This is a genomic window from Streptomyces sp. TRD_SC_5 (genome assembly GCF_056836825.1).
Genome location: NZ_JBWZZS010000001.1, coordinates 2,707,526 through 2,732,925, shown reverse-complemented (window position 1 = coordinate 2,732,925; position 25,400 = coordinate 2,707,526). Strand labels below are relative to the sequence as shown.

At 70.6% G+C, this 25,400-nt stretch carries 23 protein-coding genes; 20 read left to right on the top strand and 3 right to left on the bottom strand.

Going from position 1 to position 25,400, the window contains the following annotated elements:
• Positions 1–18 precede the first annotated feature (18 nt).
• From AC1P0E_RS12555 to AC1P0E_RS12475, 17 genes are all read left to right on the top strand, one after another.
• Complete coding sequence (locus tag AC1P0E_RS12555) at positions 19–1,098, top strand: hypothetical protein (protein ID WP_482742264.1); 1,080 nt, start codon at positions 19–21, stop codon at positions 1,096–1,098.
• Positions 1,099–1,343: 245 nt separating this feature from the next.
• On the top strand, positions 1,344–2,591 hold the full coding sequence (locus AC1P0E_RS12550) for an amidohydrolase (protein ID WP_482742263.1): 1,248 nt from the start codon (positions 1,344–1,346) through the stop codon (positions 2,589–2,591).
• Between the two features lie 137 nt (positions 2,592–2,728).
• Positions 2,729–3,772 carry a BMP family lipoprotein gene (locus AC1P0E_RS12545; RefSeq protein ID WP_482742262.1) on the top strand — a complete coding sequence of 348 codons (1,044 nt, stop codon included), beginning with the start codon at positions 2,729–2,731 and terminating at the stop codon, positions 3,770–3,772.
• Positions 3,773–4,026: 254 nt separating this feature from the next.
• Positions 4,027–5,553: an ABC transporter ATP-binding protein gene (locus AC1P0E_RS12540; RefSeq protein ID WP_482745736.1), complete on the top strand. Its 1,527-nt coding sequence runs from the start codon at positions 4,027–4,029 to the stop codon at positions 5,551–5,553.
• The gene (locus tag AC1P0E_RS12535) at positions 5,553–6,665 is read left to right on the top strand and encodes an ABC transporter permease (protein ID WP_482742261.1); all 1,113 of its coding nucleotides are present in this window, start codon (positions 5,553–5,555) and stop codon (positions 6,663–6,665) included. The genes AC1P0E_RS12540 and AC1P0E_RS12535 overlap by 1 nt, the downstream gene beginning before the upstream one ends.
• On the top strand, positions 6,665–7,927 hold the full coding sequence (locus tag AC1P0E_RS12530; protein ID WP_482742260.1) for an ABC transporter permease: 1,263 nt from the start codon (positions 6,665–6,667) through the stop codon (positions 7,925–7,927). The genes AC1P0E_RS12535 and AC1P0E_RS12530 overlap by 1 nt, the downstream gene beginning before the upstream one ends.
• Entirely contained in the window at positions 7,924–8,349 is a 426-nt protein-coding gene (locus AC1P0E_RS12525; protein ID WP_482742259.1) for a cytidine deaminase, read from the top strand. Before AC1P0E_RS12530 ends, AC1P0E_RS12525 begins: the two co-directional genes overlap by 4 nt.
• A 5-nt stretch (positions 8,350–8,354) precedes the next feature.
• On the top strand, positions 8,355–9,632 hold the full coding sequence (locus AC1P0E_RS12520; protein WP_482742258.1) for a thymidine phosphorylase: 1,278 nt from the start codon (positions 8,355–8,357) through the stop codon (positions 9,630–9,632).
• Positions 9,633–9,744: 112 nt separating this feature from the next.
• Positions 9,745–10,008: an STAS domain-containing protein gene (locus AC1P0E_RS12515; protein WP_482742257.1), complete on the top strand. Its 264-nt coding sequence runs from the start codon at positions 9,745–9,747 to the stop codon at positions 10,006–10,008.
• Between the two features lie 249 nt (positions 10,009–10,257).
• Entirely contained in the window at positions 10,258–11,433 is a 1,176-nt protein-coding gene (locus tag AC1P0E_RS12510) for a glycosyltransferase family 4 protein (protein WP_482742256.1), read from the top strand.
• Complete coding sequence (locus tag AC1P0E_RS12505) at positions 11,430–12,866, top strand: exopolysaccharide biosynthesis polyprenyl glycosylphosphotransferase (RefSeq protein ID WP_482742255.1); 1,437 nt, start codon at positions 11,430–11,432, stop codon at positions 12,864–12,866. The genes AC1P0E_RS12510 and AC1P0E_RS12505 overlap by 4 nt, the downstream gene beginning before the upstream one ends.
• A 2-nt stretch (positions 12,867–12,868) precedes the next feature.
• A complete protein-coding gene (locus AC1P0E_RS12500) occupies positions 12,869–14,173 on the top strand; it encodes an O-antigen ligase family protein (protein WP_482742254.1) in 1,305 nt (434 codons plus the stop codon).
• 314 nt (positions 14,174–14,487) lie between these two features.
• Positions 14,488–16,137, top strand: coding sequence for a lipid II flippase MurJ (locus AC1P0E_RS12495; RefSeq protein WP_482742253.1), 1,650 nt, complete (start codon positions 14,488–14,490; stop codon positions 16,135–16,137).
• On the top strand, positions 16,127–16,891 hold the full coding sequence (locus tag AC1P0E_RS12490) for a polysaccharide deacetylase family protein (protein WP_482742252.1): 765 nt from the start codon (positions 16,127–16,129) through the stop codon (positions 16,889–16,891). The genes AC1P0E_RS12495 and AC1P0E_RS12490 overlap by 11 nt, the downstream gene beginning before the upstream one ends.
• Entirely contained in the window at positions 16,888–18,054 is a 1,167-nt protein-coding gene (locus AC1P0E_RS12485; RefSeq protein WP_482742251.1) for a glycosyltransferase, read from the top strand. The genes AC1P0E_RS12490 and AC1P0E_RS12485 overlap by 4 nt, the downstream gene beginning before the upstream one ends.
• The gene (locus tag AC1P0E_RS12480) at positions 18,051–18,764 is read left to right on the top strand and encodes a YveK family protein (RefSeq protein ID WP_482742250.1); all 714 of its coding nucleotides are present in this window, start codon (positions 18,051–18,053) and stop codon (positions 18,762–18,764) included. Before AC1P0E_RS12485 ends, AC1P0E_RS12480 begins: the two co-directional genes overlap by 4 nt.
• Positions 18,764–20,035 carry a GNAT family N-acetyltransferase gene (locus AC1P0E_RS12475; protein ID WP_482742249.1) on the top strand — a complete coding sequence of 424 codons (1,272 nt, stop codon included), beginning with the start codon at positions 18,764–18,766 and terminating at the stop codon, positions 20,033–20,035. The genes AC1P0E_RS12480 and AC1P0E_RS12475 overlap by 1 nt, the downstream gene beginning before the upstream one ends.
• Here AC1P0E_RS12475 and AC1P0E_RS12470 read toward each other — a convergent pair.
• Both AC1P0E_RS12470 and AC1P0E_RS12465 read right to left on the bottom strand, forming a co-directional pair.
• Positions 19,989–21,329 carry a glycoside hydrolase family 26 protein gene (locus AC1P0E_RS12470; protein WP_482742248.1) on the bottom strand — a complete coding sequence of 447 codons (1,341 nt, stop codon included), beginning with the start codon at positions 21,327–21,329 and terminating at the stop codon, positions 19,989–19,991. The two genes, AC1P0E_RS12475 and AC1P0E_RS12470, sit on opposite strands and share 47 nt — an antisense overlap.
• Positions 21,330–21,469: 140 nt before the next feature.
• The gene (locus tag AC1P0E_RS12465; RefSeq protein ID WP_482745735.1) at positions 21,470–22,735 is read right to left on the bottom strand and encodes a cytochrome P450; all 1,266 of its coding nucleotides are present in this window, start codon (positions 22,733–22,735) and stop codon (positions 21,470–21,472) included.
• A gap of 222 nt (positions 22,736–22,957) precedes the next feature.
• Here AC1P0E_RS12465 and AC1P0E_RS12460 point away from each other — a divergent pair, with 222 nt between their 5' ends.
• The 3 genes from AC1P0E_RS12460 to AC1P0E_RS12450 all read left to right on the top strand — a co-directional run bounded on the left by AC1P0E_RS12460 (position 22,958) and on the right by AC1P0E_RS12450 (position 24,983).
• Positions 22,958–23,416 carry a hypothetical protein gene (locus AC1P0E_RS12460; RefSeq protein WP_482742247.1) on the top strand — a complete coding sequence of 153 codons (459 nt, stop codon included), beginning with the start codon at positions 22,958–22,960 and terminating at the stop codon, positions 23,414–23,416.
• A 136-nt stretch (positions 23,417–23,552) separates the two neighbouring features.
• Positions 23,553–24,104 carry a tyrosinase family oxidase copper chaperone gene (locus AC1P0E_RS12455; RefSeq protein ID WP_482742246.1) on the top strand — a complete coding sequence of 184 codons (552 nt, stop codon included), beginning with the start codon at positions 23,553–23,555 and terminating at the stop codon, positions 24,102–24,104.
• A gap of 18 nt (positions 24,105–24,122) precedes the next feature.
• The gene (locus tag AC1P0E_RS12450; protein WP_482745734.1) at positions 24,123–24,983 is read left to right on the top strand and encodes a tyrosinase family protein; all 861 of its coding nucleotides are present in this window, start codon (positions 24,123–24,125) and stop codon (positions 24,981–24,983) included.
• Positions 24,984–25,056: 73 nt separating this feature from the next.
• Here AC1P0E_RS12450 and AC1P0E_RS12445 read toward each other — a convergent pair whose 3' ends face one another.
• Positions 25,057–25,320, bottom strand: a complete 264-nt coding sequence (locus tag AC1P0E_RS12445; protein WP_482742245.1) for a chaplin — start codon at positions 25,318–25,320, stop codon at positions 25,057–25,059.
• Positions 25,321–25,400: the final 80 nt, after the last annotated feature.

Sequence of the window (25,400 nt, the reverse complement as noted above, 5' to 3'; positions counted from 1 at the left end):
GAGACGGTCGAAGTCGCCGTGAACGGCACCCCCGGCATCCCCGCCACGGAGGCCACCGAGGCCTCCGGCACCCTCGCCTTCGTCGAGAGCCCGGTCCAGCTCCTGAACGTCCTGGAGTGGGTTCACGCGAAGGCGGATTCCAAGGCGAACGACCTCACGGTCGTCGTCCTGTCGCCGACCGACCCCATGACCCGCGGCCAGCTGCGGCGCATGGCGGAGCTCGCACGCCACGAAGGCATGCGGGTGCGGTGGGAGGAGGCCCGTGGCGGGGCGGGGGCGCCGTTCCAGACCATCGGCGGGCTGGCGTCCGCCCTGCGCAGGGCGCGGCGCATAGTGATCGGCGACCCGTTCTCGCGGTACGTACAGCTGCTGCTGACGATCACCCGCGCCCGTGACCTGGTCGTCGTCGACGACGGCACGGCCACCATGGAGTTCATCGCGCAGCTCACCGGCGGCGAGCGCCTGGTGCGCTGGCACCGGCGCGGCGGCCGCCGGGGACCGCGCGACCTGGTCTTCGGGCCGGTCTCGGCGGCCGCGCGCCGCCGGCTCACCCCGTCCCGGACCCGCAGCGTCGAGGTCTTCACCTCGATGCCCGTGGCGGACGCCCCGGGGGTGACCGTCACCGCCAACGACTTCGGCTGGACGCGCGCCCGCTTCGGGCCGCCGCGCATCTCGCGAGGGGCCGACCTCGTGGGGACCTCGCTGGTCGAGACGGGCGTCGTCGACCCCGACCGGTACGTCGAGGCGGTCACCGCCCTGGCCCGCGCCCACGGGGCCACCCGCTACTTCGCCCACCGCCGCGAGAGCGCCGACAAGCTGCACCGGCTGGCCGTCGAGACGGGCCTGGAGATCGTCCGCCCCGACCTGCCGCTGGAGCTGATCGCCCGGCGCGGCCCGATCGGCCGGCTGATCCTGAGCTTCCCGTCCACCGTGGTCCACACGCTCCCGCTGGCCCTGGCCGGCACGGGCGTGCGGGTCGCGGTCTGCGACGTGAACCCGCTGTGGCTGCGCGACACGGCCTCGCCCCGCGCCCAGGGCTTCCTGTCGGGCGTCACGACCACGGCACGGGATGTGCAGCGCCTGCCCGCACTGGGCTGAATGTCTACTTCGTCACCTATGTGACCTTGCCCACGGGGACAGTGTGTCCGGTGGACGGAAGGGCGTGCCCCTGAACCGACTCGCGAAGGGGGAAAACGCCAGGCCGCCACCGGAACAGAGCCGGCGCAGCTTACCCACCGTCATCGGCGCTCATGCGCCCCGCGACCCGTTTTCTTTCCCCTATGCGGCTGAAATTTAGTTGATCGCTGGTTTGTCACCCCCCAAAGGCGCCTACCCTTTCAGGGATGAGCCAGCTGATCTCCGAGTCCGAAGAAGCAGCACTGTCAGGGATGGTCCAGCTCCCCGGCACGCTGCCCGAGCTCCTGCGTCTCGAGCTGATCGCCTTCCGTCGCGACCTGCACATGCACCCGGAGCTCGGGAACCAGGAATTCCGCACCACCGCCGCGATCAAGGCCCGCCTCGAGCGGGCAGGCCTCGCGCCGCGCGTGCTGCCCACGGGCACCGGACTCATCTGCGACATCGGCACGAACCGTCCCGGCCCGGGCGGCGTACGCCCGATGCTGGCCATCCGCGCGGACATCGACGCGCTGCCCATCCCGGACACCAAGGCGGGCGTCCCGTACCGCTCCACCGTCCCCGACCGCGCGCACGCCTGCGGCCACGACGTACACACCACGGTGGCCCTCGGCGCGGGTCTGGTGCTCGCCGAGCTGGACCGCCAGGGCCTGCTGCCGCAGCCGGTACGGCTGATCTTCCAGCCCGCCGAGGAGATGATGCCCGGCGGCGCGCTCGGCGTGATCGAGGCGGGCGGCCTGAGCGGCGTCGGCAAGATCATCGCGGTGCACTGCGACCCCAAGGTCGACGCGGGCCGCATCGGTCTGCGTACGGGCCCCATCACCTCGGCCTGCGACCGCATCGAGATCTCGCTGGGCGGCCCCGGCGGCCACACCGCCCGCCCGCATCTCACCACCGACCTGGTCACGGCCGTCGCCAGGGTCGCCACCGACGTCCCCGCGCTGGTCGCCCGCCGCGTCGACGCGCGCGCCGGCCTCGCGGTGACCTGGGGCCGCATCGAGTCCGGCCACGCGTGCAACGTCATCCCGCAGCGCGCCGAGCTCGCCGGTACCGTCCGCTGCCTGGACCTCGACGCCTGGCACGAGGCGCCGGACCTGATCCATGCCGCGATCGACGAGATCGCGACCCTGCACGGCGCCAAGTCGGAGATCAACTACGTCCGGGGCGTCCCGCCGGTCGTGAACGAGCACGCCGTCACCGAGCTGCTCACCGACGCCATGGCCGCCAGGCGCGGACTGCACGCGGTCGAGGACACCGAGCAGAGCCTCGGCGGCGAGGACTTCTCCTGGTACCTGGAGCAGGTTCCCGGCGCGATGGCCCGTCTGGGCGTACGCACTCCGGGTGACACCGCCCGGCGTGACCTGCATCGTGGTGATTTCGACGTGGATGAGGCGGCCATCGAGGCCGGTGTCGAACTCTTCACCGCCGCCGCGCTGCTCGATGGACACCGTTCGTAATCAGCCACGGCACCTTTCGTTCACGACGATCCGATAACAGCTGTCGTACGGTCGCTTATCCGGCATCTACGCGCGTTACGATCGCCGCGAAACCAGCGCCGGCAGAGGCGCTTCGGTCAGGTTGAAGGAGCCCTCCCTTGCGCCGCGTAACCAGGATCGCCACTGTGGCCATCGCGTCCACAGCTCTCGCACTTTCCGCCACCGCGTGTGGCAAGACGTCCGACTCCGGTTCCGGCTCGGAGGAGCCCAGCGCCGCCATCGCGTACGACATCGGCGGCCGGGGCGACCAGTCCTTCAACGACGCGGCCTACGCCGGTCTGTCGAAGGCCGAGAAGGACCTCGACATCAAGGGCAACGACCAGGAGCCCTCCGAGGGCGAGTCGGACGCCGACAAGGTCCAGCGCCTCACCGAGCTGGCCCGCTCCGGCAACAACCCGGTGATCGGCGTCGGTTTCGCCTACGCCCCGGCCATCAAGAAGGTCGCGCCGAAGTTCCCGAAGACCACCTTCGGCATCATCGACGACACCTCGGTGACCGGTAAGAACGTCGCGAACATGGTCTTCAACGAGGAGCAGGGCTCGTACCTCGCCGGCGTCGCCGCCGCCAAGGCCACCAAGACCAACAAGGTCGGCTTCATCGGTGGTGTCGAGGTCCCGCTGATCAAGAAGTTCGAGGCGGGCTTCGCCCAGGGCGTCAAGGACACCAACCCCAAGGTCGAGGTGCTCAAGCAGTACCTGACGCAGCCGCCGAACTTCGACGGCTTCTCCAAGCCCGACCTCGGCAAGGCCGCCGCCCAGGGCCAGCTCGACAAGGGCGCCGACGTGATCTACCACGCCGCGGGCCTCGCCGGTTCCGGCTCGATCGAGGCGGCCGCCACCAAGGGCAAGTGGGCCATCGGCGTCGACTCGGACCAGTACAACCAGGCCGGTCTGGCGAAGTACAAGGACAAGATCCTGACCTCGGTGACCAAGGACGTCGATGACGCGGTCTACAACCTGATCAAGTCCGTGAAGGACGGCAAGCCGCAGTCCGGCGAGGTGCGCTACGGCCTCGAGGAGGGCGGCGTCGCCCTGTCCGACTCCAACCCGGAGTACAAGAAGATGACGGACCTCGTCGCCGCCGTCGACAAGGCGAAGGCCGACATCGCCGCCGGCAAGATCAACGTCAAGACCGCGCCGTAGGGCCACCGGCCACGACGTGACACCCGGGGGACCGGGGAGGCGGATTCCGTCGCCTCTCCGGCCCCCGGGCCGCATCCTGGCCAGCTCTTTTTGTCGTTCGGCAGAGCTACGCGCGTAGACGCTCCCGCAGCACGATAGTTTCGCCGCGCCCTGCCCTCTGCCTCGCCCTCCTTCCCCTGCCCGCCCGCCCTCCCGCTCCTTTCCGCCAAGGAGAGTGCGTCATCAACGCGTCCAGCCCGCCCCCCGCCGTAGAACTGCACGGCATCACCAAGCGCTTCCCCGGCGTCGTCGCCAACCACGACATCGACATCACCATCCGCAAGGGCACCGTGCACGCCCTCGTCGGTGAGAACGGTGCCGGAAAGTCGACCCTGATGAAGATCCTCTACGGCATGCAGAAGCCGGACGAGGGCACCATCACCATCGACGGGGAGCAGGCCTCTTTCCACAGCCCCGCCGACGCCATCGCACGCGGCATCGGCATGGTGCACCAGCACTTCATGCTCGCCGACAACCTCACCGTCCTGGAGAACGTCGTTCTCGGCGGCGAGAAGCTGTACGGCATCGGCAACAAGGCCCGCGCGAAGATCAAGGAGATCTCGCAGGCGTACGGACTGAACGTGCGCCCCGACGCCCTGGTCGAGAACCTCGGTGTGGCCGACCGCCAGCGCGTCGAGATCCTCAAGGTCCTCTACCGCGGCGCCCGCATCCTCATCCTCGACGAGCCGACCGCCGTGCTCGTCCCGCAGGAGGTCGACGCGCTCTTCGCCAACCTCCGCGAGCTCAAGTCCGAGGGCCTGACGGTCATCTTCATCTCGCACAAGCTGGGCGAGGTCCTGTCGGTCGCCGACGACATCACCGTCATCCGGCGCGGTACGACCGTGGGCACCGCCGACCCGGCGAACACCACCACCAAGCAGCTCGCCGAGCTGATGGTCGGCAGTGAACTCCCGTCGCCCGAGACCCGCGAGTCGACGGTCACCGACGTACCGATGCTCCGCATCGAGAACCTCCAGCTGAACGCCGTCGACCCGGACGGCGCCGTACGCGAGGTGCTGGCCGGGATCGACCTCACCATCCACAAGGGTGAAGTCCTCGGCATCGCGGGCGTCGAGGGCAACGGCCAGGCCGAGCTCGTCGAGGCGATCATGGGCCTGCGCAACCCGGACGGCGGCGTCATCACGCTCGACACCGCCGACATCTCGCACGCGCCCACCCGCAAGCGCCGCGAGGGCGGCATCGGCTACATCCCCGAAGACCGCCACCGGCACGGGCTGCTGCTCGAAGCCCCGCTGTGGGAGAACCGCATCCTCGGCCACGTCACCGAGAAGCCCAACTCCAAGCGCGGGCTGCTCGACCTGAAGGCCGCCCGCACCGACACCGAGCGGATCGTGCGCGAGTACGACGTCCGTACGCCCGGCATCGAGGTCACCGCGGCCTCGCTGTCCGGCGGCAACCAGCAGAAGCTGATCGTCGGCCGCGAGATGAGCCACGCACCCAAGCTGCTCATCGCCGCGCACCCCACGCGCGGCGTGGACGTCGGCGCGCAGGCGCAGATCTGGGACCAGATCCGCGAGGCGCGCCGCGAGGGACTGGCCGTACTGCTGATCTCCGCCGACCTGGACGAGCTCATCGGGCTCTCCGACACCCTGCGGGTCATGTACCGCGGCCGCCTGGTCGCGGACGCCGACCCGGCGACCATCACCCCGGAGGAGCTGGGCTCGGCCATGACCGGCGCCGCCAGCGGTCATCTGGAGCACGCCCCGGAGGACGAGGCCTGATGAAGAAATTCGACAAGGACCGGCTGATTCTGGGCCTCGCCGGCCCAGTGCTCGCGCTGGTCGTCGCCATCGCGCTCACCTCGGTGGTGCTGCTCGCCTCGGGTCGCGACCCGTTCGAGCCGTACACGCTGATGGTCGAGAGCGCGCAGTACGCCGACATCCAGGTGCTCATCCTGAACCAGGCCGGCACGTACTACCTGGCGGCGCTCGCCGTCGCCGTCGGCTTCCGGATGAACCTGTTCAACATCGGTGTCGACGGCCAGTACCGGCTCGCGGCGATGATGGCGGCGCTCGTCGGCGCGGCCGTCGAGCTGCCCGGTCCGCTGCACATCGCGCTGATCGTGCTCGTCGCCATGCTCACCGGCGCCTTCTGGGCCGGTATCGCGGGTGTCCTCAAGACCCTGCGCGGGGTGAGCGAGGTCGTCTCCACGATCATGCTCAACGCGATCGCCACCAGCCTGATCGCCTGGCTGATCCTCACCGACAACTTCGGTGTGCAGCTTGAGGGTTCCAACGACCTGACCACGGGTGAGATCGCGGAGTCCGGCTGGTTCCCGAGCGTCAGCATGGGCGACGGGGGCGAGATCTACGGCTTCACGTTCGTCGCCTTCGCGCTCGGCATCGTCTACTGGTTCATCCTCAACCGCACCCGCTTCGGCTTCGACCTGCGCGCCACCGGCGCCAGTCCGACCGCTGCCGCGGCCTCCGGTGTCGACGCCAAGAAGATGGTCCTCACCGCAATGCTGATCTCGGGCGGTGTCGCCGGTCTGGCCGGTATGCCGACCCTGCTGGGCGACACCCACACGTACAGCCTCAGCTTCCCGACCGGAATCGGCTTCACGGGCATCACCATCGCCCTGCTCGGCCGCAACAACCCGGTCGGCATCCTCTTCAGCGCACTGCTGATCGCGTTCCTGGACAAGGCGTCCGCCGCGCTCGACCAGTACGGCTACGAAAAAGAAATCGCCACGATCATGCAGGGCCTGATCGTGATCGCGGTCGTCGTCAGTTACGAACTCGTCCGCCGCTACGGGCTCCGCCGCCAGCAGCAGAAGGTGGGCGAGGAGCTCGCCGCAGCCGCCCGCAAGAACCGTGAGGAGGTGGCGGCGTAATGAGTACAAGCACTGTCTCCGCCGTGAGCGCGGCGCCCAAGAAGAGCGCCCGCCGCAAGCTGTCCGTACCCGTCATCCTGCTGATCATCGCGGGTGCGCTGGCCCTGGTCTCGCTGGTCCGCCTCATCAGCGGCGCCAACGACCTGACCTCGGTCGGCCAGGTCTCCGGCGCGCTCCAGCTCGCCATCCCGATCGGCCTCGCGGGCCTCGGCGGCCTGTGGGCCGAGCGCGCGGGCGTCGTCAACATCGGCCTCGAAGGCATGATGATCCTCGGCACCTGGTTCGGCGCGTACGCCGGCTACCAGTGGGGTCCGTGGACCGGTGTCGCCCTCGGCATCCTGGGCGGCGCGCTCGGCGGTCTGCTGCACGCGGTCATCACCGTCACCTTCGGCGTGAACCACATCGTCTCCGGTGTGGCCATCAACATCCTGGCCGTGGGCGCCACCCGCTACCTGTCCAACTTCACGTTCGACAAGGCGGAGGGCGGCTCCTCCAAGCAGTCCCCGCGCATCGACGAGATCACCAAGATCACCATCCCGGGACTCTCCGACTGGCTACGGGACATCCAGGGCAAACACTGGTTCTTCGTCTCCGACCTCGCGGGCGTCCTCGGCGGCCTGGTCACGAACCTCTCCCTGCTGACCGTCGTCGCGCTGCTGCTGATCCCGGCCACCATCTGGATCCTGTGGCACACGGCCTTCGGCCTGCGGCTGCGCTCCTGCGGTGAGAACCCGGTGGCGGCCGAGTCCCTCGGCGTCAACGTCTACAAGTACAAGTACATCGCCGTCACCGTCTCCGGCGGCCTGGCCGGCCTCGCGGGCGCGTTCCTGGCCATCGTCGCGACCGGCATCTACCAGGAGGGCCAGACCGGCGGCCGCGGCTACATCGGTCTCGCCGCGATGATCTTCGGCAACTGGATGCCGGGCGGAATGGCGCTCGGTGCGGGCCTGTTCGGCTTCACCGACAGCCTCAAGCTGCGCGGTGGCGCCGAGAACGTCCACGCGATGCTGCTCCTGCTGGCGATCCTGCTGGTGCTCGTCGTGTTCTGGCAGCTGTACAAGAAGAAGTACGTGCCCGCGGCGATCTCCGCCGTGGCGGCGGTGCTCCTCTTCGTCTGGTACTCCCTCACCAGCGAGGTCCCGAGCCAGTTCGTGGACGCCGCGCCGTACATCACCACGCTGCTCGTCCTGGCGCTCTCCGCCCAACGGCTGCGCATGCCGAAGGCCAACGGAATGCCCTACCGCAAGGGCCAGGGCAAGTGACGGACGCCGCGGTGACAGCCGACTGGGAAGCCCTGCGGGAGGCGGCGCGTGCGGCCATGTCCCACGCGTACGCCCCGTATTCGGGCTTCCCGGTCGGCGCCGCGGCCCTCGTCGACGACGGCCGCACCGTCACCGGCTGCAACGTGGAGAACGCCTCCTACGGCCTCTCCCTGTGCGCCGAGTGCGGCCTCGTATCGCAGCTCAACGCCACCGGCGGCGGCCGCCTGACGCACTTCACGTGCGTCGACGGCCGGGGCGGGACCCTGATGCCGTGCGGCCGCTGCCGGCAGCTGCTCTACGAATTCGGCGGCCCCACGCTCCTGCTCGACACATCGGCCGGCATCCGCACTCTCGCCGACATGCTCCCCGACGCCTTCGGCCCCCAGCACCTGGCGCCCGGCACCCCGGAAGGAACCCGATAAATCCCATGGACGTCATCTCCGTAATCCGGACCAAGCGCGACAAGGGCGAACTGAGCCCCGAGCAGATCGACTGGGTCATCGACGCCTACACGCGCGGTGAGGTCGCCGACGAGCAGATGTCGGCCCTCGCGATGGCGATTCTGCTCAACGGCATGAACCGGGTCGAGATCGCCCGCTGGACCGCCGCGATGATCAACTCGGGCGAGCGCATGAACTTCTCCCAGCTCTCCCGCCCCACCGCCGACAAGCACTCCACCGGCGGCGTGGGCGACAAGATCACGCTGCCCCTCGCGCCCCTGGTCGCCGCCTGCGGCGCGGCCGTTCCCCAGCTCTCGGGCCGGGGCCTCGGCCACACCGGCGGAACGCTCGACAAGCTGGAGTCGATCCCCGGCTGGCGCGCGCTGCTGTCCAACGAGGAGATGCTGAGCGTCCTCGACTCGACCGGCGCGGTCATCTGCGCGGCGGGCGACGGCCTGGCCCCTGCGGACAAGAAGCTGTACGCGCTCCGAGACGTCACCGGCACGGTGGAAGCGATCCCCCTGATCGCCTCCTCCATCATGTCGAAGAAGATCGCCGAGGGTACGGGCTCGCTCGTCCTGGACGTCAAGGTCGGCTCCGGCGCCTTCATGAAGAACATCGAGGACGCCCGCGAGCTGGCCGCCACGATGGTGGGCCTGGGCACGGACCACGGCGTACGCACGGTGGCGCTCCTCACCGACATGACAACCCCTCTCGGCCTCACGGCGGGCAACGCCCTCGAAGTCCGTGAATCGGTAGAGGTCCTGGCAGGCGGCGGCCCCCAGGACGTCATCGACCTCACCCTCGCGCTCGCCCGCGAGATGCTCGACGCGGCCGGCCTGAAGGACGCCGACCCGGCCAAGGCGCTCGCCGACGGCTCGGCCATGGATGTCTGGCGCCGCATGATCGCGGCCCAGGGCGGCGACCCGGACGCGGCCCTCCCGGTCGCCCGGGAGCAGCACGTGGTCCACGCGTCGGAAAGCGGCGTCCTCACCACCCTCGACGCGTACGCCGTCGGTGTCGCCGCCTGGCGCCTCGGCGCGGGCCGCGCGCGCAAGGAGGACCAGGTCCAGGCGGGCGCGGGCATCGAACTCCACGCCAAGCCGGGCGACAAGATCAGTGCGGGCCAGCGCCTGATGACCCTGCACACGGACACCCCCGCGAGGTTCGAGTACGCCCTCGAAGCCCTGAACGGTGGGGTCCTGACGGCCCCCGAGGGCACGGAGTTCACCCCGAACCCGATCGTGCTGGGCCGTATCGCGTAAGACCGTGTACGAACGAGCGGGGCCGGTGGATTCCACCGGCCCCGCTCGCGTCTGCCCGCGACCACCGATGAGTTACGCCCATGGCCAGGGTCTCCCTCATGTGGATGCCACGATGCCGAACGTTCTCGTCGTCGTCGGCCGGGTGACCCCTGCCGACGTACCTCGCCTGTGCTGTGAACTCGACGACCTGCTGGGCGACCGAGCGGCCACCGAGGTCATCTGTGACGTCACCGGACTGACCGACCCGGACCTCACCGCCGTCGACGCCCTGGCCCGCCTGCGGCTCACCGCCCGCAGAGCCGGCTGCCGCCTGCGGCTGCGCGGCGCCCGCCAGGAGCTGCTGGCGCTGCTGCGTCTCGTCGGCCTGGGTGAGTAATCCCGGCGACGCGATCACCCGATGGGTGATTTCCGCACAGGTGGTAAACGGCTGAAGGCGCATGTCAATGCCGGGATCCGGCCTTTCCGGTCCGAGGCTCCAAATGGCGGCATAGGCGAGTCCAAGCGTGATTCTCCAACCGGCTTTCTGACAAAGTTCACTCCTGCTTTTGTCGTCTTGTTTCAAAGCCGAAATACGCGGTTGCTTTCTCGGTCAGTTTCTACGGTCCACGTACGAAGAGAGCCGCACGTGCTGCAACGAAGTTGGACTGAGCAGGGCCAACTGACGGTTTTTCACCTGGTTCAGCCGGTGGAGGGGGGAGTCGCGCGCGTTGTCACCGATCTCGTCAGAGCGCAGACGAGCGAAGGTCTGCGAACCGTTGTGGCGTGCCCCCCGGGCGGCGCGCTGGCCTCGGAGGCCGCGGCGGCCGGAGCCCACGTACACACCTGGAACGCCGAACGCGCTCCCGGCCCCGCCCTGCCCGGCGAAGTCATGACCGCCGCCCGGCTGATCCGCCGGAGCCGCCCCCATGTCGTCCACGCCCACAGCGCCAAGGCCGGCCTCGCGGGCAGGCTCGCCGTACGCGGCAGGGTCGCGACGGTCTTCCAGCCCCACGCCTGGTCCTTCGAAGCCGTACGGGGACGGGAGGCCGCACTGGCCCGCAAATGGGAGCAGTACGGAACCCGGTGGACGGCCAGGACTCTCTGCGTCAGCGAGACCGAACGCAGAACAGGCGAGGAGGCCGGCATCGCCGCCCGCTGGTCGGTGATCCGCAACGGCATCGACCTTGGCCACTTCCGCCCCGACGAGGGCGCGAGCCGCGCCCCCGCCCGCGCCGCACTGCCCCTCCTGTCCGGGATGCCGGCCGAAACCCCGCTGGTCGTCTGCGTCGGCCGCCTGTGCCACCAGAAGGGCCAGGACATCCTGCTGCGGGCCTGGCACCAGGTGGCCTCGGCGGTGCCCGGCGCCCGGCTCGTCCTCGTCGGCGACGGCCCGGACCGCGACCGGCTGACGGCGGACGCCCCGCCCGGCGTGCTGTTCGCGGGCGCGAGCCGGGACACCCGCCCCTGGTTCCACGCGGCCGACATCGTCGTGCTCCCGTCCCGCTGGGAGGGCATGGCCCTTGCCCCGCTCGAAGCCATGGCCTGCGGCAGGCCCGTCGTGCTGACCGACGTGAGCGGCGCCAGAGAGAGCCTGCCGCCCGGCCACGAAACCCACTGCCTCGTACCGCCCGAGGACCCGGCGGCTCTGGTGGCGGCGCTCACCACACTGCTGACCGACCCCGGACTCCGCGAGTCCCTCGGCCACGCCGCCCAGACCCACACCCGGTCGTCCTGCGACGTACGCCGGACGGCCGAAGCCGTCTCCCGCCTCTACCGGGAACTTCTCAGCCTGCACCGACCCACGACGAGGACCGAGCGATGACGACGGAGAGTGCGTTCGCGCCCAACACCGCCCAGGCCACGGCCGTACCCCTCGCGCCGTCGGTCCACCCGCCAAGGAGCGCCACCGGCCGCCGCCCCGCGCCCCGCGCCCCGCGCAGCATCCGCCGACGCGGCCCCGTGGCGGGACTGATCGCCGCAGATACGCTCGCGGTGGCCCTCACGCTGGCCCTGATGCCGTGGCCGACAGCGGTCTTCGCCCCCCTCGCGGCGCTCATGCTGGCGCTGCACACCTACCGCGGCCTCTACCGCGGACGCCTGTCCCCCTCCGCACTCACCGAGCTCCCCGCACTCCTCCTCCTCGCCCTGATCCAGTGGTACGCCACGGCAGAGGCCCTCACGGCGTACGCCCCGGAACACGCCGTCCCCTGGAGCACCCTCACCCTCGCCGTGGCGACACAGACACTCCTGAGCGGCGCCGGCCGCGACCTCGTCTACCGGGCCCGCCGCCGCAAGGCCGCCCGCCGCCCGCAGTCGGCTCTGATCGTGGGCCGCGGCCCGGTCGCGAACCAGGTCACAGCGGCCCTGCACGCCAGGCCCGAGTACGGAATGCGCCCGGTCGGCAGAGTCGACCAGACGCCCACCGACGGCACCGGCGCGGAACCACTGCCGGTCCTGGCCACCCTGGAGGACGTCAGCCGCGCGGTGATCCAGAACTCCGTACGCCACGCGGTCATCACCCACGCACCCGATCAGACCCCCGACGCGCTCGTAGCGCTCCTGGCCGAGCACGACTGCCGGCTGTGGCAGCTCGAGGGCCGCGCAGCCGCCACGACCTCACCCCAGGACCACCTCTGGGGCTTCGCCGTACGACCAGTCCCCACCCGCCCCACCAGACCACTGTCACGCGCGGCAAAGCGAGCCATGGACGCCTTCGTAGCCGCCGTGGCCCTGCTCGCCGCAGCGCCGGTCATGGCCGTCTGCGCCCTCGCCGTACGCCTGTCCGACGGCCCCGGCGTCATCTTCCGCCAGGAGCGCATCGGCCGCGACGGCCGTTCCTTCACCCTGCTGAAGTTCCGTACGCTCCGCGCCGACGAGCACGAGTCCGCCACCCGCTGGAGCGTCGCCCTCGACCACCGCATGAGCGTCACGGGCAGCATCCTGCGCCGCACGTCCCTCGACGAGCTGCCCCAGCTCTGGAACGTCCTGCGCGGCGACATGAGTCTGGTGGGCCCCCGCCCCGAACGCCCGTACTTCGTCAAGAAGTTCAGCCACGCATACCCCGGCTACCAGGCCCGCCACCGGATGCCCGTGGGCATCACCGGCCTGGCCCAGGTGAACGGACTGCGCGGCGACACCTCCATCGAGGACCGCGCCCGCTTCGACAACCACTACATCGAGACCTGGTCGCTCTGGCAGGACGTGTGCATCCTCACGCGCACCGCCGCTTCCCTGTTCCGGCTCGGAGGCAGCTGAGCATGACCGTCCTGTGGACCACACCGGTACCGCGCCCGCGCGTCCCGCTACTGCCCCTCATCGCCACAGTTCTCCTCCTGGCGGTACCCATCCAGTCCGCAGGAGCAGGCACATCCGCCAACGTCACCCCGGCGGACATCGCATCGTGCGCCCTGGTGATCTGTTCCGTGGCCGCAGTCCTGCACCATCGCCGACGCCCGCTCACGCTCCCGGCCGCGCTGGTCCTCGGCATCCCCGCAGTAGCGATCGCCGTGGCAACGGCGACCGCCACGGACCCCACAGCCGCCGTCACCGGATTCGTCCGCTACCTCCAGGTCTTCGTCCTGGTCCCCGCAGCGGTAGTGATCGTCCTCCGCACCCCGACCCACTTCCGCACCATCACAGGCGCCCTGGTCGTCCTCGCCCTGGTACAAGGGGCCACCGGCGTATACCAGTACGCCACCGCCACAGGCGCGTCGTACATGGGCGAGGACATCCGAGCGGTGGGCACCTTCGGCCCCACCGACGTCATGGGAATGGCCACAGTGGTCTCCTACGGCCTCCTGGCAGCCCTGGCCCTGGCACTGCGCACCCCCCAGAACGCTCCCCGCTGGCTGCGCCCGTGCGCGACCGCCACAGCAGCGGCACTCGTAGTCCCCCTGACCCTCTCCTTCAGCCGAGGAGCCTGGATCGCCACAGCGGTCGCGGCGTTCGCCATGATCCTCCTGACGGGCCGACGCCAGGCAGTAAAAGCCCTGACCACCCTCACCGCGGTCGCGGTCATTCTCATCGGCGGCTTCGGCATCGGCTCGGAAATGATCTCCCAACGCCTCACCACCATCACCGAGGTGACCGAAGCGCCCGACCGCTCGGTAACCGACCGCTACACGATGTGGGCCGCCGCGGCGAGCATGTGGCAGGACAACCCGGCCACCGGCGTGGGCCTCAAAGCCTTCCCGGCCCACCGGGACGCCCACGCCTCGATCGGCCTCTCCGCGGGCAGCGACACCGCAGGGGCGGGCCAGGAATTCCACAAACAACCCCTCCTCTCCCCCCACAACATGTACCTCCTCATCCTCAGCGAACAGGGCCTGATCGGCCTGACGGCATTCGTGGGCGCCTGGGCAGCGATCCTGACAACAGGCATCACGCGCCTGACCAAAAAGCCCAGAGCCGCGGACTGCGGCCTGGCGGCAGTAGGCCTCACCCTCTGGCAGACGGTCGACTTCCTCTACGCCGACATCGGCGGCCCCTCGACCGTCCTCACCGGAATCATCCTGGGCCTCGCGGCCTGGTGGGCCCTGGCCCCGTCCGAGGTGACGGAATGACCGACGCCCCCGCCCACCCGACGCCGGCCCTCGACGAGCCTCGCCCCGCCGAACGTCCCACGGTGCCAGGAGGGGACGTGCCGGGGCGCTCCCCGCAGGGCGTCGAACGCAACGAGCCCGAACGAGGCGGCGCCTCCCCGAACGTTCGGCGCCCGAGGAGACGCCCCGGCGCGGCACCGACACCGAAGCCCGCGCCCCCAGGGGCCCCGGGCGCCGGCGCCCCGGACCAGGGGGCCGCCCCTGCCCGACGGACGGAGTCCGGCGCAGCCGCACGAAGCCAGGGAGGCCCCCGCGGGCCGAGCGTCGCGAGCGCGGTGTCCGAGAACGGCCGCCCCGGCGCGGCACCGGCCCCGGAGCCCCCGCGACCGCCCCGCCCGGCCGCAACGCCCGCCGCCCCCGGCCGCACCGCCCCACCGAAGCTGGGCGGCTTTCTGGCGCGGGCCGCCGCCGTCACCGCGGCCCTGACCGCGGCAGGCGCACTTCTGGGCCTCGTACGGGACCAGGCGATCGCCCACCTCTTCGGCGCGAGCGTGGACAGCGACGCCTTCCTGATCGCCTGGACCGTGCCGGAAATGGCCTCGACCCTCCTGATCGAGGACGCGATGGCGCTCCTCCTGGTCCCCGCCTTCAGTTACGCCCTGCAGCGCAAGCAGACCGCCCCGCACGCAGTAAGAGCCCTGGTCCGGTCAACACTTCCAAAGCTCTTGGCACTCCTGGCCTGCGTAACCGGCCTCCTCTTCCTCCTCGCACCCTGGATCGTGCAGATCCTCGCCCCGGGCTTCAGCGACCCCCAACTGGCGACCCAGTGCACCCGCCTGACGGCCGTCACCGTGCTGACCTTCGGCATCACCGGATACTTCAGCGCCGCCCTGCGCGCCCACGGCAGGTTCCTGCACCCGGCCGGCGTCTACGCGGCGTACAACCTCGGCATCATCGCCACGATGCTGACCCTGCACTCCTTCTGGGGCGTACGAGCCGCCGCGGCCGGCGTGGCCGTGGGCAGCCTCCTGATGGTCCTGACCCAGCTCCCCACGTTCCTGACGCTGACGCGCCGCCCGCGCCCCCACCCCACCCCTGCCACAGCCACCACCACATCCACCGCCCCACTCCTCGTCACGGCAGTGCTGGCCCCCGTAGTCCTCTTCGCGGTAAGCCGCCAGGCCCAGGTCCTGGTCGAGCGCTTCCTCGCCTCGTCCCTCCCCGGCGGCGCCATCTCGCACCTGAACTACGCGCAGAAGGTCGCGCAGATGCCGATGGTGCTGTCCCTCATGATCTGCACGGTGACGTACCCGGTGGTCGCCCGAGCCATGGCCGAGGGAGACCACGAGGGCGCCCGCCGCAGGGTCGAAAGGGACCTGGCCCTGGCCGCGATGGTCGTACTCCTCGGCACGGCACTCGTCCTGGGTTACGCGCCGCAACTCATCCAAGTCCTCTTCGAACGCGGCGCGTTCGACGCCCAGGACACAGCCACCACGTCAACCGTCATGCGCGTGTACGCGGCAGGCCTCCTGGGCCACTGCCTGGTGGGCGCCCTCAGCAGACCGTTCTTCTCCGCGGGCCGCCCCACCTGGTACCCGGCCGCCGCGATGGCCGCAGGCCTGGCCGTCACCACCGTGGCCGGCGCGGCCGCGGCAGGCCCCTTCGGCGTCCACGGCATCGCGGCCGCCAACGCCATCGGCATCAGTACGACGGCGCTGCTCCTCCTCGGCGGCCTCGGCTCGCGCGTGGTCCCGATCCGGGTGCGAGCCGTCACCGCGTCCCTGGGCCGCCTGACGGCCGCCGCGGCGGTGGCCGCCGCAGCGGGCTGGCTGGCCGCCCCCGTGGTCGCCGCTCCCGTCCTGAGCGTGGCGACCGGCTGCGTACTCGTCCCGACCGTATTCGTCCTCTCCGGACTCGCGGTAAGAGCTCCGGAGGTCGTTCACCTGCTGGCCCTCACCCGACAGAGGTTCCGTAATGGCCGCTGAAACGGCGACCCGCCGCGCCGTACGCCCCGCACCCCACCCCCCGCGCTCCGCCCACCCGTGGGTCCTGATGTACCACTCGGTGGCCGACCCGGCGGACGACCCGTACGGCATCACCGTCGCCCGCGACCGGCTGGACCGGCAGCTGGCCTGGCTGCGTCGCCGCAGACTCACCGGCGTCGACGCCGGCACGCTGCTGCGCGCCCACGCGGCGGGCCGCGCCGCCCGCCTGGTCGGCCTGACCTTCGACGACGGATACGCCGACTTCCTGCACGAGGCACTGCCGGTGCTGCGCCGGCACGAGTGCACGGCGACGGTGTTCGTGCTGCCCGGCCGCTGCGGCGGAACCAACGAGTGGGACCCGCTGGGCCCGCGCAAGCGCCTGCTGACGGAAGCGGAAATCCGCGAGGTGGCGGCGGCGGGCATGCACATCGGCTCCCACGGCCTGTACCACCAAGGCCTGCCGGGCCTTCCCGCCGACGTACTGCGCCAGGAGACCCTCCACAGCCGCGAGTTGATCCGGGAGATCACCGGCACGGCCCCGGACAGCTTCTGCTACCCGTACGGCAAGGCCGACCGCAGGTCGATCGAAGCGGTACGCGCCGCCGGCTACACCCACGGCTTCGCGATCACCCCCGGTCCGCTCCACGGCCCGTACGCCCTGGCGCGCACGCACATCAGCCACGCCGACCGCGGCCTGCGCCTGTCGGCGAAGCGCCTGCGGCACCGCTTCACCCTGCCCGGGGCCGTCCGATGAAGGCGCTGCACATCATCACCGGACTCGGCATCGGAGGCGCCGAGCAGCAGCTGCGGCTGCTGCTGCGTCACCTGCCCGTGCCCTGCGACGTCGTTACGCTGACGAACCCGGGCCCGGTGGCCCAAGGCCTGCGCGCGGACGGCGTCCGGGTCCTGCACCTGGGGATACAGGGCAACCGGGACCTCAAGGCCCTGCCCGCCCTGACCCGACTGGTCCGCCGGGGCAAGTACGACCTGGTCCACACGCACCTGTACCGCGCCTGCGTGTACGGGCGGATCGCCGCACGGCTGGCCGGGGTCAGGGCCACGGTCGCCACGGAGCACTCGCTGGGCCGGACGGAGATCGAAGGCCGCCCGCTCACCCGCGGCGCCCGCGCGCTGTACCTGGGGACGGAACGCCTGGGCGCGGCCACCGTCGCCGTCTCCGCGACCGTGGCCGGGCGGCTGCGCGACTGGGGCGTACCGGCGGCGCGAATCCACGTAGTACCGAACGGAATCGACGCCGCGCGCTTCCGCTTCGACGCCACGCGCCGGCTCGCCACCCGTGCGCAACTGGGGGTACCGGCCGACGCGTTCGTGGTCGGCGGCGTGGGCAGGATCGTCCCCGGAAAACGTTTCGACGTGCTGGTCCGCGCGGTGGCGGCCCTGCCCGGCGCATGGCTCCTGCTGGCCGGTGACGGCCCCGAGACAGACGCACTGCGCACGCTGACCGCGCGCCTGGGAGCCACGGACCGCATCCGCTTCCTGGGCGAATGCGACAGCACCGACACCGGCACCAACACCAACACCCGCCCCCCCATCCCCGCGATCCCCGCGCTGCTCTCCGCCATGGACGTCTTCGTGTCGACGTCACGCGAGGAAGCCTTCGGCCTGGCCGTGGTGGAAGCGCTGGCCGCAGGCCTGCCCGTACTCCACCGCACCTGCCCCGCCATCGACGACCTGCCCCGTGGCCACTCGCCCGGCGCCCGGCGCATCAGCGGCAGCGTCGGTGAGCTGACGGCGGCTCTGCGGCAGCAGATGGAGGGCGGAGTGCGCCGCCTGGTGCCGCCACCCGCGGTCAGCCACTACGACATCGCGCGCAGCAGCGCACGCCTCATGGACGTGTACGCACACGCCCTCGCCCCAGCCTCCGCTCCCTCGACCAGGAGAGAAGCACGCCAATGACCGAGTCGCCCGAGCAGCAGCAGCAGTCCGCCGCCCCCGGACGGATCAGCCGACTGCTCGCACGGATCAAACAGATCAAGCCCAGGACCAAGCCCAGGATCAAAGCCGTTCCTCTCCCCGCATGGTGGCCCGTCCCCGTGTGCGCCCTGCTCGGCACGGTGTGCGGAGTCTCCTACGGCGCCCTGAAGACCCCGGAGTACGCCGCCACCAGCTATGTCGTGGCAGTCCCCGCCAAGGGCACCGAGCCGAGCGCGGCGCTCGGCTACGCCCAGGCGTACGGCCGGATCACCACCAGCGACTCCACGCTCGCGTACGCGCGCGTGGCGGCGGGCGTCCCGCCGAAGGCTCTCCGTACCCAGGTCAGCACGGAGACGTCCCCCGACTCGCCGATGATCGCGATCACCGGCACCGCCGCCAAGCCGGCGGCGGCCGCGGACATCGCCAACGCCGTCGCGGACGCTGTGTTCGTCAGCAGCAATCACGTCTCCAAGAACACCGGAGTCAAGCTGCTCGTCTTCTCCCAGGCGATCACGCCGACCGAGCAGGCCTCTCCGTCCGTCCCGATCAGCGCGGCGGTGGGCGGATGCACGGGCGGCCTCCTCGGCGGACTGGCCCTGCTCGTGAGGCCGAAGCGCGCCCACAGGGCGGCGTCGGCGTCCGTGCCCGCCCCTTCCACCGCCCACGCCAACGCCGAGCGGGAGCTGGTCTGATGGCCGGGAACCAGCACCAGCACCAGCACCAGCACCAGGCCCAGGACCAGCACCAGCACCAGCACCGGGGCCTCACCGTAACGCTGTGCCGCGACCCCCGGCGGTTCGCCGATCTCCGGCAGGAATGGGACGCGCTCCGTCGCCGCTGCGCCTCGTCCACGCCGTTCCAGAGCCACGCCTGGCTCCACTCGTGGTGGCTCTCGTACGGAACGAACGGCCGGCTCCGCGTCGTACTGGCCCGCCGCGACGGCCGGCTGATCGGCGCCGCGCCGCTGATGCTCGTGCACCGCCCGATGCCGCTGCTCGTGCCCATCGGCGGCGCGATCTCCGACTTCTCCGACGTACTCGTCGACGACGACGAGGCCATGAGCGCCGTCACCGCACTCGAAAGAGGTCTCGTCCGCGCCGCCCGCCAGGCGGTGATCGACCTCCGGGAGGTCCGGCCGGGGGCGGCGGCCGAGCTGCTGTACGACAGATGGACCGGCGCCCGGGCCCGGCTCATGGACTCGACCTGCATGGAGCTGCCCGCCGAGCCGATCGACGACCTCGTCAAGCGGATGCAGAGCAGCCGCGCCCAGCGCGTACGCGCCAAACTGCGCAAGATCGACGCACTCGACATCGAGAGCCGCGTGGTGTCCGAGCACGAGGTGCCCGGCGCGGTCGGCCGTCTGCTGCGCCTGCACGAACTCCAGTGGCGGGGCCGCGGCGTCAACGTCGAGCACCTCAGGCCGCGCTTCGCCGAGCATCTGGTGCGCGCCGGGCAGCGGATGGGGAAGGACGGCGACGCCGCGCTCACCGAATTCCTGCTGGGCGGCGAGGTGGTGGCGGTGAGCATGACCCTCCAGTCCGGCCTCCTGTCCGGCGGCTACCTGTACGGCGCCGATCCGGGGCTGCGGGACAAGAAGGTGGACGTGACGACGATGCTGCTGCGCCAGGAGGCGCACCTGGCCGCCCGCATGGCCTCGGGCTCGGGCCGCGGCGTGCTGAGCCTGCTGCGCGGCTCGGAACCGTACAAGAACCACTGGCAGCCGCAGGCAGTCACCAACCAGCGACTGCTGCTGGCCCGGCCCGGCCTGGAACCCCTGCTGCGCGTGCGCGAGTCGCAGGTGACCATGCGGGACCGGGCCGCCGAGACCGTGAACACGCGCTTTCCCGCGGCGCGTGACTGGCGTGACCGGGTGAACAGCTGGCGGGCGGACGGCGCTGTGCGGACTTCGGGCGCCGTCAGGACTCCCAGCGCTTCGGGAAGTCGGGCTTCACACAGACCGTGAAGTCCCGCACCCACTGGTTGATCCACTCGCCCAGCTCCATCGGCACGCACCAGTCCTCCGAGCCCGGCTTCCCCGGCGGCTCGGTCGGCGTGGGCTTGACCGGCTTGATCTCCGCGGGCTTCGTCGGGGAGGGCGCGGGCGCCTGCGGGGGCGTCGAGACCGGTGGCGCGGACGGGGGCGTGGACGGCGGCTTCTGCGTCACGGGCGTCTGCCAGCCGAACAGCTTCGAGCGGAAGACCTCCGACGACCGGGGGTTCTCGTCGCACTGCCAGACGCCGTGCGGGCAGTAGTCGGTGATGGTCTGGTACAGCGGCTTGTGCCGGGCCATCCAGTCGAGCATCCGGCTCATGTACTCGGGGTTGTCGCCGTTGCGGAAGAGCCCCCACTCCGGGTAGGAGATCGCCTTGTTGTGCTCGGCGGCGAAGTCGACCTGCTTCTGCAGCCCGTACGGGTCCGACACCTGCTGGTCGAAGGTGTCGCCGGGCGGCTGGTCGTACGAGTCCATGCCGATGATGTCCACGACGTCGTCGCCGGGGTAGCACTCGGTCCACGGAATCGCGTCGATGCCGCGGTTCGGGGCGAAGTCGAAGCGGAACTTCTGGCCGGGAACGGAACGCATCGCCGTGACGATGCGGTTCCAGTACCGCTTCCAGGACTCGGGATCGGGCCCGCAGCGGTGCGAGTACGTGGTGCCGTTCATCTCCCAGCCGAGGACGACCACCGTGTCCGGCACGCCCAGCCCCACCAGGCGCGTGGCCAGTTTCCGGTAATGGTGGTCAAAGCTGCCCGCGGCGCCCTCCTGGAGCAGGTCGCGGACCTCGTCGTCGTCCAGACGCTCCTCGTTGCGCTCCATCATGGGCACATTGAGGACGAACATCCGGTCCTCCGCGCCGCGCCGCCACTCTGCCCAGGAGCGCAGGAACCCGGGGCGGCCTTCGATGTTCTCCCAGCGGTCGCCCGGCAGGTAGGTGTGCCCGACCTTCAGGTCCGCGCCGCCCAGCCACTCCGACAGCTCGGCCATTCGTGTCACGCCGTCAGGGCCGTAGTCGAGGTACGCGCCGATGGCGGGCGGAGGCCTTTCGGACGGCCCGGGCCCCGGGTCCGGACCCTGCTCCGGGTCCGGCTCCGGGTCCACGGTGGAACCCGGCTCCGGGTCCGCGGTGGGTCCCGGAACCGGGGGAGGCGTCCCGTGGGGCGCTGCCGCCGCCCCTGCTCCCAGAACACCACCGGCGACGACGAGACTTATGGCAACCGTCCCGATACAGGTGCCGGTAAGACGGCGCCTCTTGGCCATGACTCCTCCTACGATCGTCGTGCTTGCCGACGTGTTCGACAGTAGGCAGAAAGTCGTACTAATGGGCTGTCTGAATGCTCGTCAGTAGGCCATTGGCGATACGGAACTCTTTGAACTCGCCCACTCGGGTGAATTCAGGATCAGGACGGCTCGAAAGCAAAAGGCAGTGCGCGTACGCGGTTGTCGAAGTTCGAGTCGACGAGATCCGGAATTCCCACCGCCCGCAGATCCCGCGGCCTGGTGAGCAGTTCATGGAAAAGGGCCTTCATCTCCTGCCGGGCCAGATGTGCCCCCAGGCAGTAGTGCGGCCCGCCGCCGCCGTACCCGAGATGCGGATTCGGGTCGCGGGTGATGTCGAAGACATCGGGATCCGTGAACACCGCCTCGTCGCGATTGGCCGAAGCGTAGAAGAGCACCACTTTCTCGCCGGGCCGGAACTCCCGGCCGCCCAGCGCGCATTCGGTCGTGACCGTCCGGCGGAACTGGATGATCGGGGTCGAGTGGCGGACGATCTCGTCCACCGCCCCGTCGGCGTACCTCTCGAAGTCGGACACCAGCAGAGCGTGCTGCTCCGGGTGTTCGGTCAGCAGCGCCAGCCCGTGGGCGATCGCGTTGCGCGTGGTTTCCACCCCTGCGACCAGCAGCAGGGAGAAGAAGGCACCGAGCTGGCGGGAGGTGAGCGACTGGCCGGCCCCGTCGATGTCCGCGCGTACCAGCGCCGAGATCAGGTCGTCGGTGGGGTGGCGGCGGCGCTCACGGGCGAGTTTCGCCATGACGAGCTGCATATGGGCCAGGGCGCGCAGACCGCGTCCCGGCACCCGCAGCCTGGCCCGTACACCGCGCTGCACGCCGACGTTCTCGGACGCGTGGTTGACGCGGTCGGCGATCTCCGGCCGGTAGCGCTCCGGGATACCCATCAGGTTGCAGATGACCTCGAACGGCATACGGGAAGCCACCGACGGGACGAAGTCGCGCGGCCGCTCGGCGATCATCTCGTCCACCACGCGCCTGGCGACGGCGCGGATGTCCTCCTCGGCGGCGGCGAGCAGGCGGGGCGTGAAGGCGCGGGAGACGATCTTGCGCATCGTGGCGTGCTCGGTGCCGTCCATGTTGACCATGGAATTTCCGAACACGGCTTTCGCCCATGCGGCCGGTTCCGGAGTGGTGACGCCCGGAGCGCTCGCGAACCGCTGCGGCTGCCGGCTCGCCTCCAGCACGTCCGCGTGCTTCACCAGCGCGTAGAAACCTTTGCCGGGCCGGCCGGACTTGCGGGAGGAGCCCGGGGCCTCCCCGAATAGCACCGGGGCGTCGAGTCCGCGCAGCAGCGCGAAGGCTTTCAGCCGTTCGGAGCGCGGCAGTCGCCAGAACAGCGGATCGGCGAGATCGGCGTTGTGCGCCCGCAGCATGTGCTGCGTGGACGTCTGCGTCGGGATCTTCAAAACCACACCTTTCAGGAGCTCGGGTGGCCGTTTTGCCCCGAGCCGGTTGCTGCGGACGGGGGAACTATGCACTGGTTCGGGCGTTTGGCTCGTTCTTGCAAGCAACAGCGTGTCTGCGAATCAGAGGGGACGTACGTACCAATGAAGTTGACCACCCGAGGTTCCGTCGCGGCGGCATTGATGGCATGCATGGCGACCGCGGCGGTGGTCTCTCCCGCCGCCGCCGGCACGTCGGTGCCTGTCGACCTTCCGCTGGAGAGCCTGGAGAGGGTCCTGCCGGTCGAGGCCCCGGAGTTGAGCACCGGGGTGCCGGTGCCCGTGGCCGGCGTTCCCGACGGGCCGCGTTACGCCGCCGGCCGCCTGCTGCCGGAGAAGACCGTGCCCGCCGTCCCGTTCACGAGTGAGTTGCCGGAGACCACGTTGGAACTCCCGGTGAAGGACCCGCTCGGGGAGGGCAGCCTGGGCGCGCTGCGTGCCGTCTCCGAAGCCTCGGGCCTGATGCTGACGACGCCGGGCGCCTCGCTGGGCGCGCCGGTGACCGCGCCGCGCGCCGACCTCGGGGGGCGGCCCGAGCCGGTCCTGCCGCAGCTCGGGCTGGTCACTCCGGTGCTGCAGGGCACTCCTGCCGCCGCCCTGCTCATGGACTGAGGCTCCGTATCCGGTGGCCGGCGTCCCGCACTGGCGCCGGCCACCCACGAACTGTTTCGCCGGAGGGTCGTTGTCAGCACCGGGGCATGTGCGCATCGGAAGAGTGGACCAACGTGAGGGGCAAGGGGTGTTCGGCATGGGCCTGATCACGCGCAGCAGGAGCGCGACGACCGTGCGAGGGGGTTCCCTGACGCGCCGCATTCTGCTGCGCGGTGCCTTCGCGATGGGCGTGATCGCGGGTACCGCCGGGGCACTCGCCCCGATCCTCGCCAAGCGGCCCGGAGCAGGGACTCGCGCCCCGACCGGCCCTGAACCGGCCGAGGCGACAAGGGCGACCGGGGCGACGGAGACGGCTGACGCGGCGCAGGAGCGGTTCGCCGAGCGGTTCGCCGAGACCTACCGCGGCCGGCACATCCAGGGGACCGCGAGGGGCGCGCTGCCCGCGAGAGCGGCGGCCGGAGCTGCCCGCGCCGGGGCGGCCGGCGACGCCATGACCGTTGCCGCCGTACGGGACGTCGAAGTACGCATCGACGGCCGGCGGCTGCATGTCATGCGGCGTGCCGACGGCAGCTATCTGAGCCTGGTGAACCACTACGAGTCGTTCCCGACGCTGCTCGACGCGGCACGTGCCGCTGTCGACGAGCTGGGCGACGCCCAGCTGTCGGCGTCCCCCCTGCACAGCCTCTGAGCCGGGAGAGCCGACATGGTGTACACCCGAAAGAACCAGCGCGATCTCACCCGTACGGAGAAGAGGCGACTGGTCAGCGCGTTCCTGGAGCTCAAGCGCTCGGGGCGTTACGACGAGTTCGTGACTCTGCACGGCCTGCACTACGTCACCGACGACGAGGAAGCACCACGGGCGAGTCACATGACGCCCTCCTTCTTCCCGTGGCACCGCCGCTTCCTCCTGGAGTTCGAGCGCGCCTTGCGGGCCGTCGATCCGGGGGTGTCGATTCCGTACTGGGACTGGACGAAGGACAACACTCCCGCCTCGTCGCTGTGGGCGGAGGATTTCCTCGGGGGCACGGGACGGGCCGGTGACGGAAAGGTCATGACCGGGGCGTTCGCCCACGCCGGCGGGAACTGGAACATCAGCGGGCGGGTCGGCGACGGCTCCTTCCTCACCCGTAACCTGGGCCGGCCCTCCGATCCCGTCTCGCTGCCCACCGGGCGGGAGGTCGCCAAGGCGCTGAGCGATCCGCTGTACGACGCCGCGCCGTGGAACTCCACCGTGACCAGGGGCTTCCGGAACAAGATCGAGGGGTGGGGGCCCAGCGGCACGACCACGACGTTCAACCACAACCGCGTGCACCGCTGGGTCGGCGGGGTGATGCTGGGCGCCACCTCGCCCAACGACCCCGTCTTCTGGCTCCACCACGCCTTCATGGATCTGCTCTGGGACCGCTGGCAGAAGGCGCACCCCGGCTCCGGCTATCTGCCGCGCAAGAAGCTGTCCGCGTCCGATCCGCAGCGCGGGCGGGTCTTCAGTCTCGACGAGCCGATGCCACCGTGGAATGTGGCCCCCGCGCAGCTCCTCGACCACAGGCGCGTCTACCGCTACGTCTGACGTCTGACGCCGGACACACGACCGCGGCCTCCCCATACCTGCAGGGGAGGCCGCGGTGGCGTGAAGCGGGGAATCAGTGGCCGTAGGCGTCGTGCTTCGATTCGTTCACGCAGACGTTGCCGAAGGCCGGGTTGAGCAGGCCGACGATGTTCACGCTGTTGCCGCAGAGGTTGATCGGAATGTGGATCGGCACCTGGATCGCGTTGCCCGAGATGACACCGGGGTTCCCGACGGTGTGACCGTGCGCTGTGGCGTCGGCGGTGGCCACGCCGGCCCCGCCGGCCAGGATGGCACCGGTGCCGGCGATGACGGCGGCTGCCTTCGCGATATGCGACATCAGTTCTCCTTGCGAGATGAAGAGGTCGACCGCAGGGCTTGCGGCCTTCACGCTTCTTCAACGCCGCAATAGGAGGGCAG

Coding starts and splice junctions, on each gene's coding strand:
- AC1P0E_RS12550 (WP_482742263.1), top strand. CDS start 1,344: ATGAGCCAGCTGATCTCCGAGTCCGAAGAAGCAGCACTGTCAGGGATG.
- AC1P0E_RS12535 (WP_482742261.1), top strand. CDS start 5,553: ATGAAGAAATTCGACAAGGACCGGCTGATTCTGGGCCTCGCCGGCCCA.
- AC1P0E_RS12530 (WP_482742260.1), top strand. CDS start 6,665: ATGAGTACAAGCACTGTCTCCGCCGTGAGCGCGGCGCCCAAGAAGAGC.
- AC1P0E_RS12520 (WP_482742258.1), top strand. CDS start 8,355: ATGGACGTCATCTCCGTAATCCGGACCAAGCGCGACAAGGGCGAACTG.
- AC1P0E_RS12515 (WP_482742257.1), top strand. CDS start 9,745: ATGCCGAACGTTCTCGTCGTCGTCGGCCGGGTGACCCCTGCCGACGTA.
- AC1P0E_RS12505 (WP_482742255.1), top strand. CDS start 11,430: ATGACGACGGAGAGTGCGTTCGCGCCCAACACCGCCCAGGCCACGGCC.
- AC1P0E_RS12500 (WP_482742254.1), top strand. CDS start 12,869: ATGACCGTCCTGTGGACCACACCGGTACCGCGCCCGCGCGTCCCGCTA.
- AC1P0E_RS12490 (WP_482742252.1), top strand. CDS start 16,127: ATGGCCGCTGAAACGGCGACCCGCCGCGCCGTACGCCCCGCACCCCAC.
- AC1P0E_RS12485 (WP_482742251.1), top strand. CDS start 16,888: ATGAAGGCGCTGCACATCATCACCGGACTCGGCATCGGAGGCGCCGAG.
- AC1P0E_RS12480 (WP_482742250.1), top strand. CDS start 18,051: ATGACCGAGTCGCCCGAGCAGCAGCAGCAGTCCGCCGCCCCCGGACGG.
- AC1P0E_RS12475 (WP_482742249.1), top strand. CDS start 18,764: ATGGCCGGGAACCAGCACCAGCACCAGCACCAGCACCAGGCCCAGGAC.
- AC1P0E_RS12470 (WP_482742248.1), bottom strand. CDS start 21,329: ATGGCCAAGAGGCGCCGTCTTACCGGCACCTGTATCGGGACGGTTGCC.
- AC1P0E_RS12465 (WP_482745735.1), bottom strand. CDS start 22,735: ATGCTGCGGGCGCACAACGCCGATCTCGCCGATCCGCTGTTCTGGCGA.
- AC1P0E_RS12460 (WP_482742247.1), top strand. CDS start 22,958: ATGGCGACCGCGGCGGTGGTCTCTCCCGCCGCCGCCGGCACGTCGGTG.
- AC1P0E_RS12455 (WP_482742246.1), top strand. CDS start 23,553: ATGGGCCTGATCACGCGCAGCAGGAGCGCGACGACCGTGCGAGGGGGT.
- AC1P0E_RS12445 (WP_482742245.1), bottom strand. CDS start 25,320: ATGTCGCATATCGCGAAGGCAGCCGCCGTCATCGCCGGCACCGGTGCC.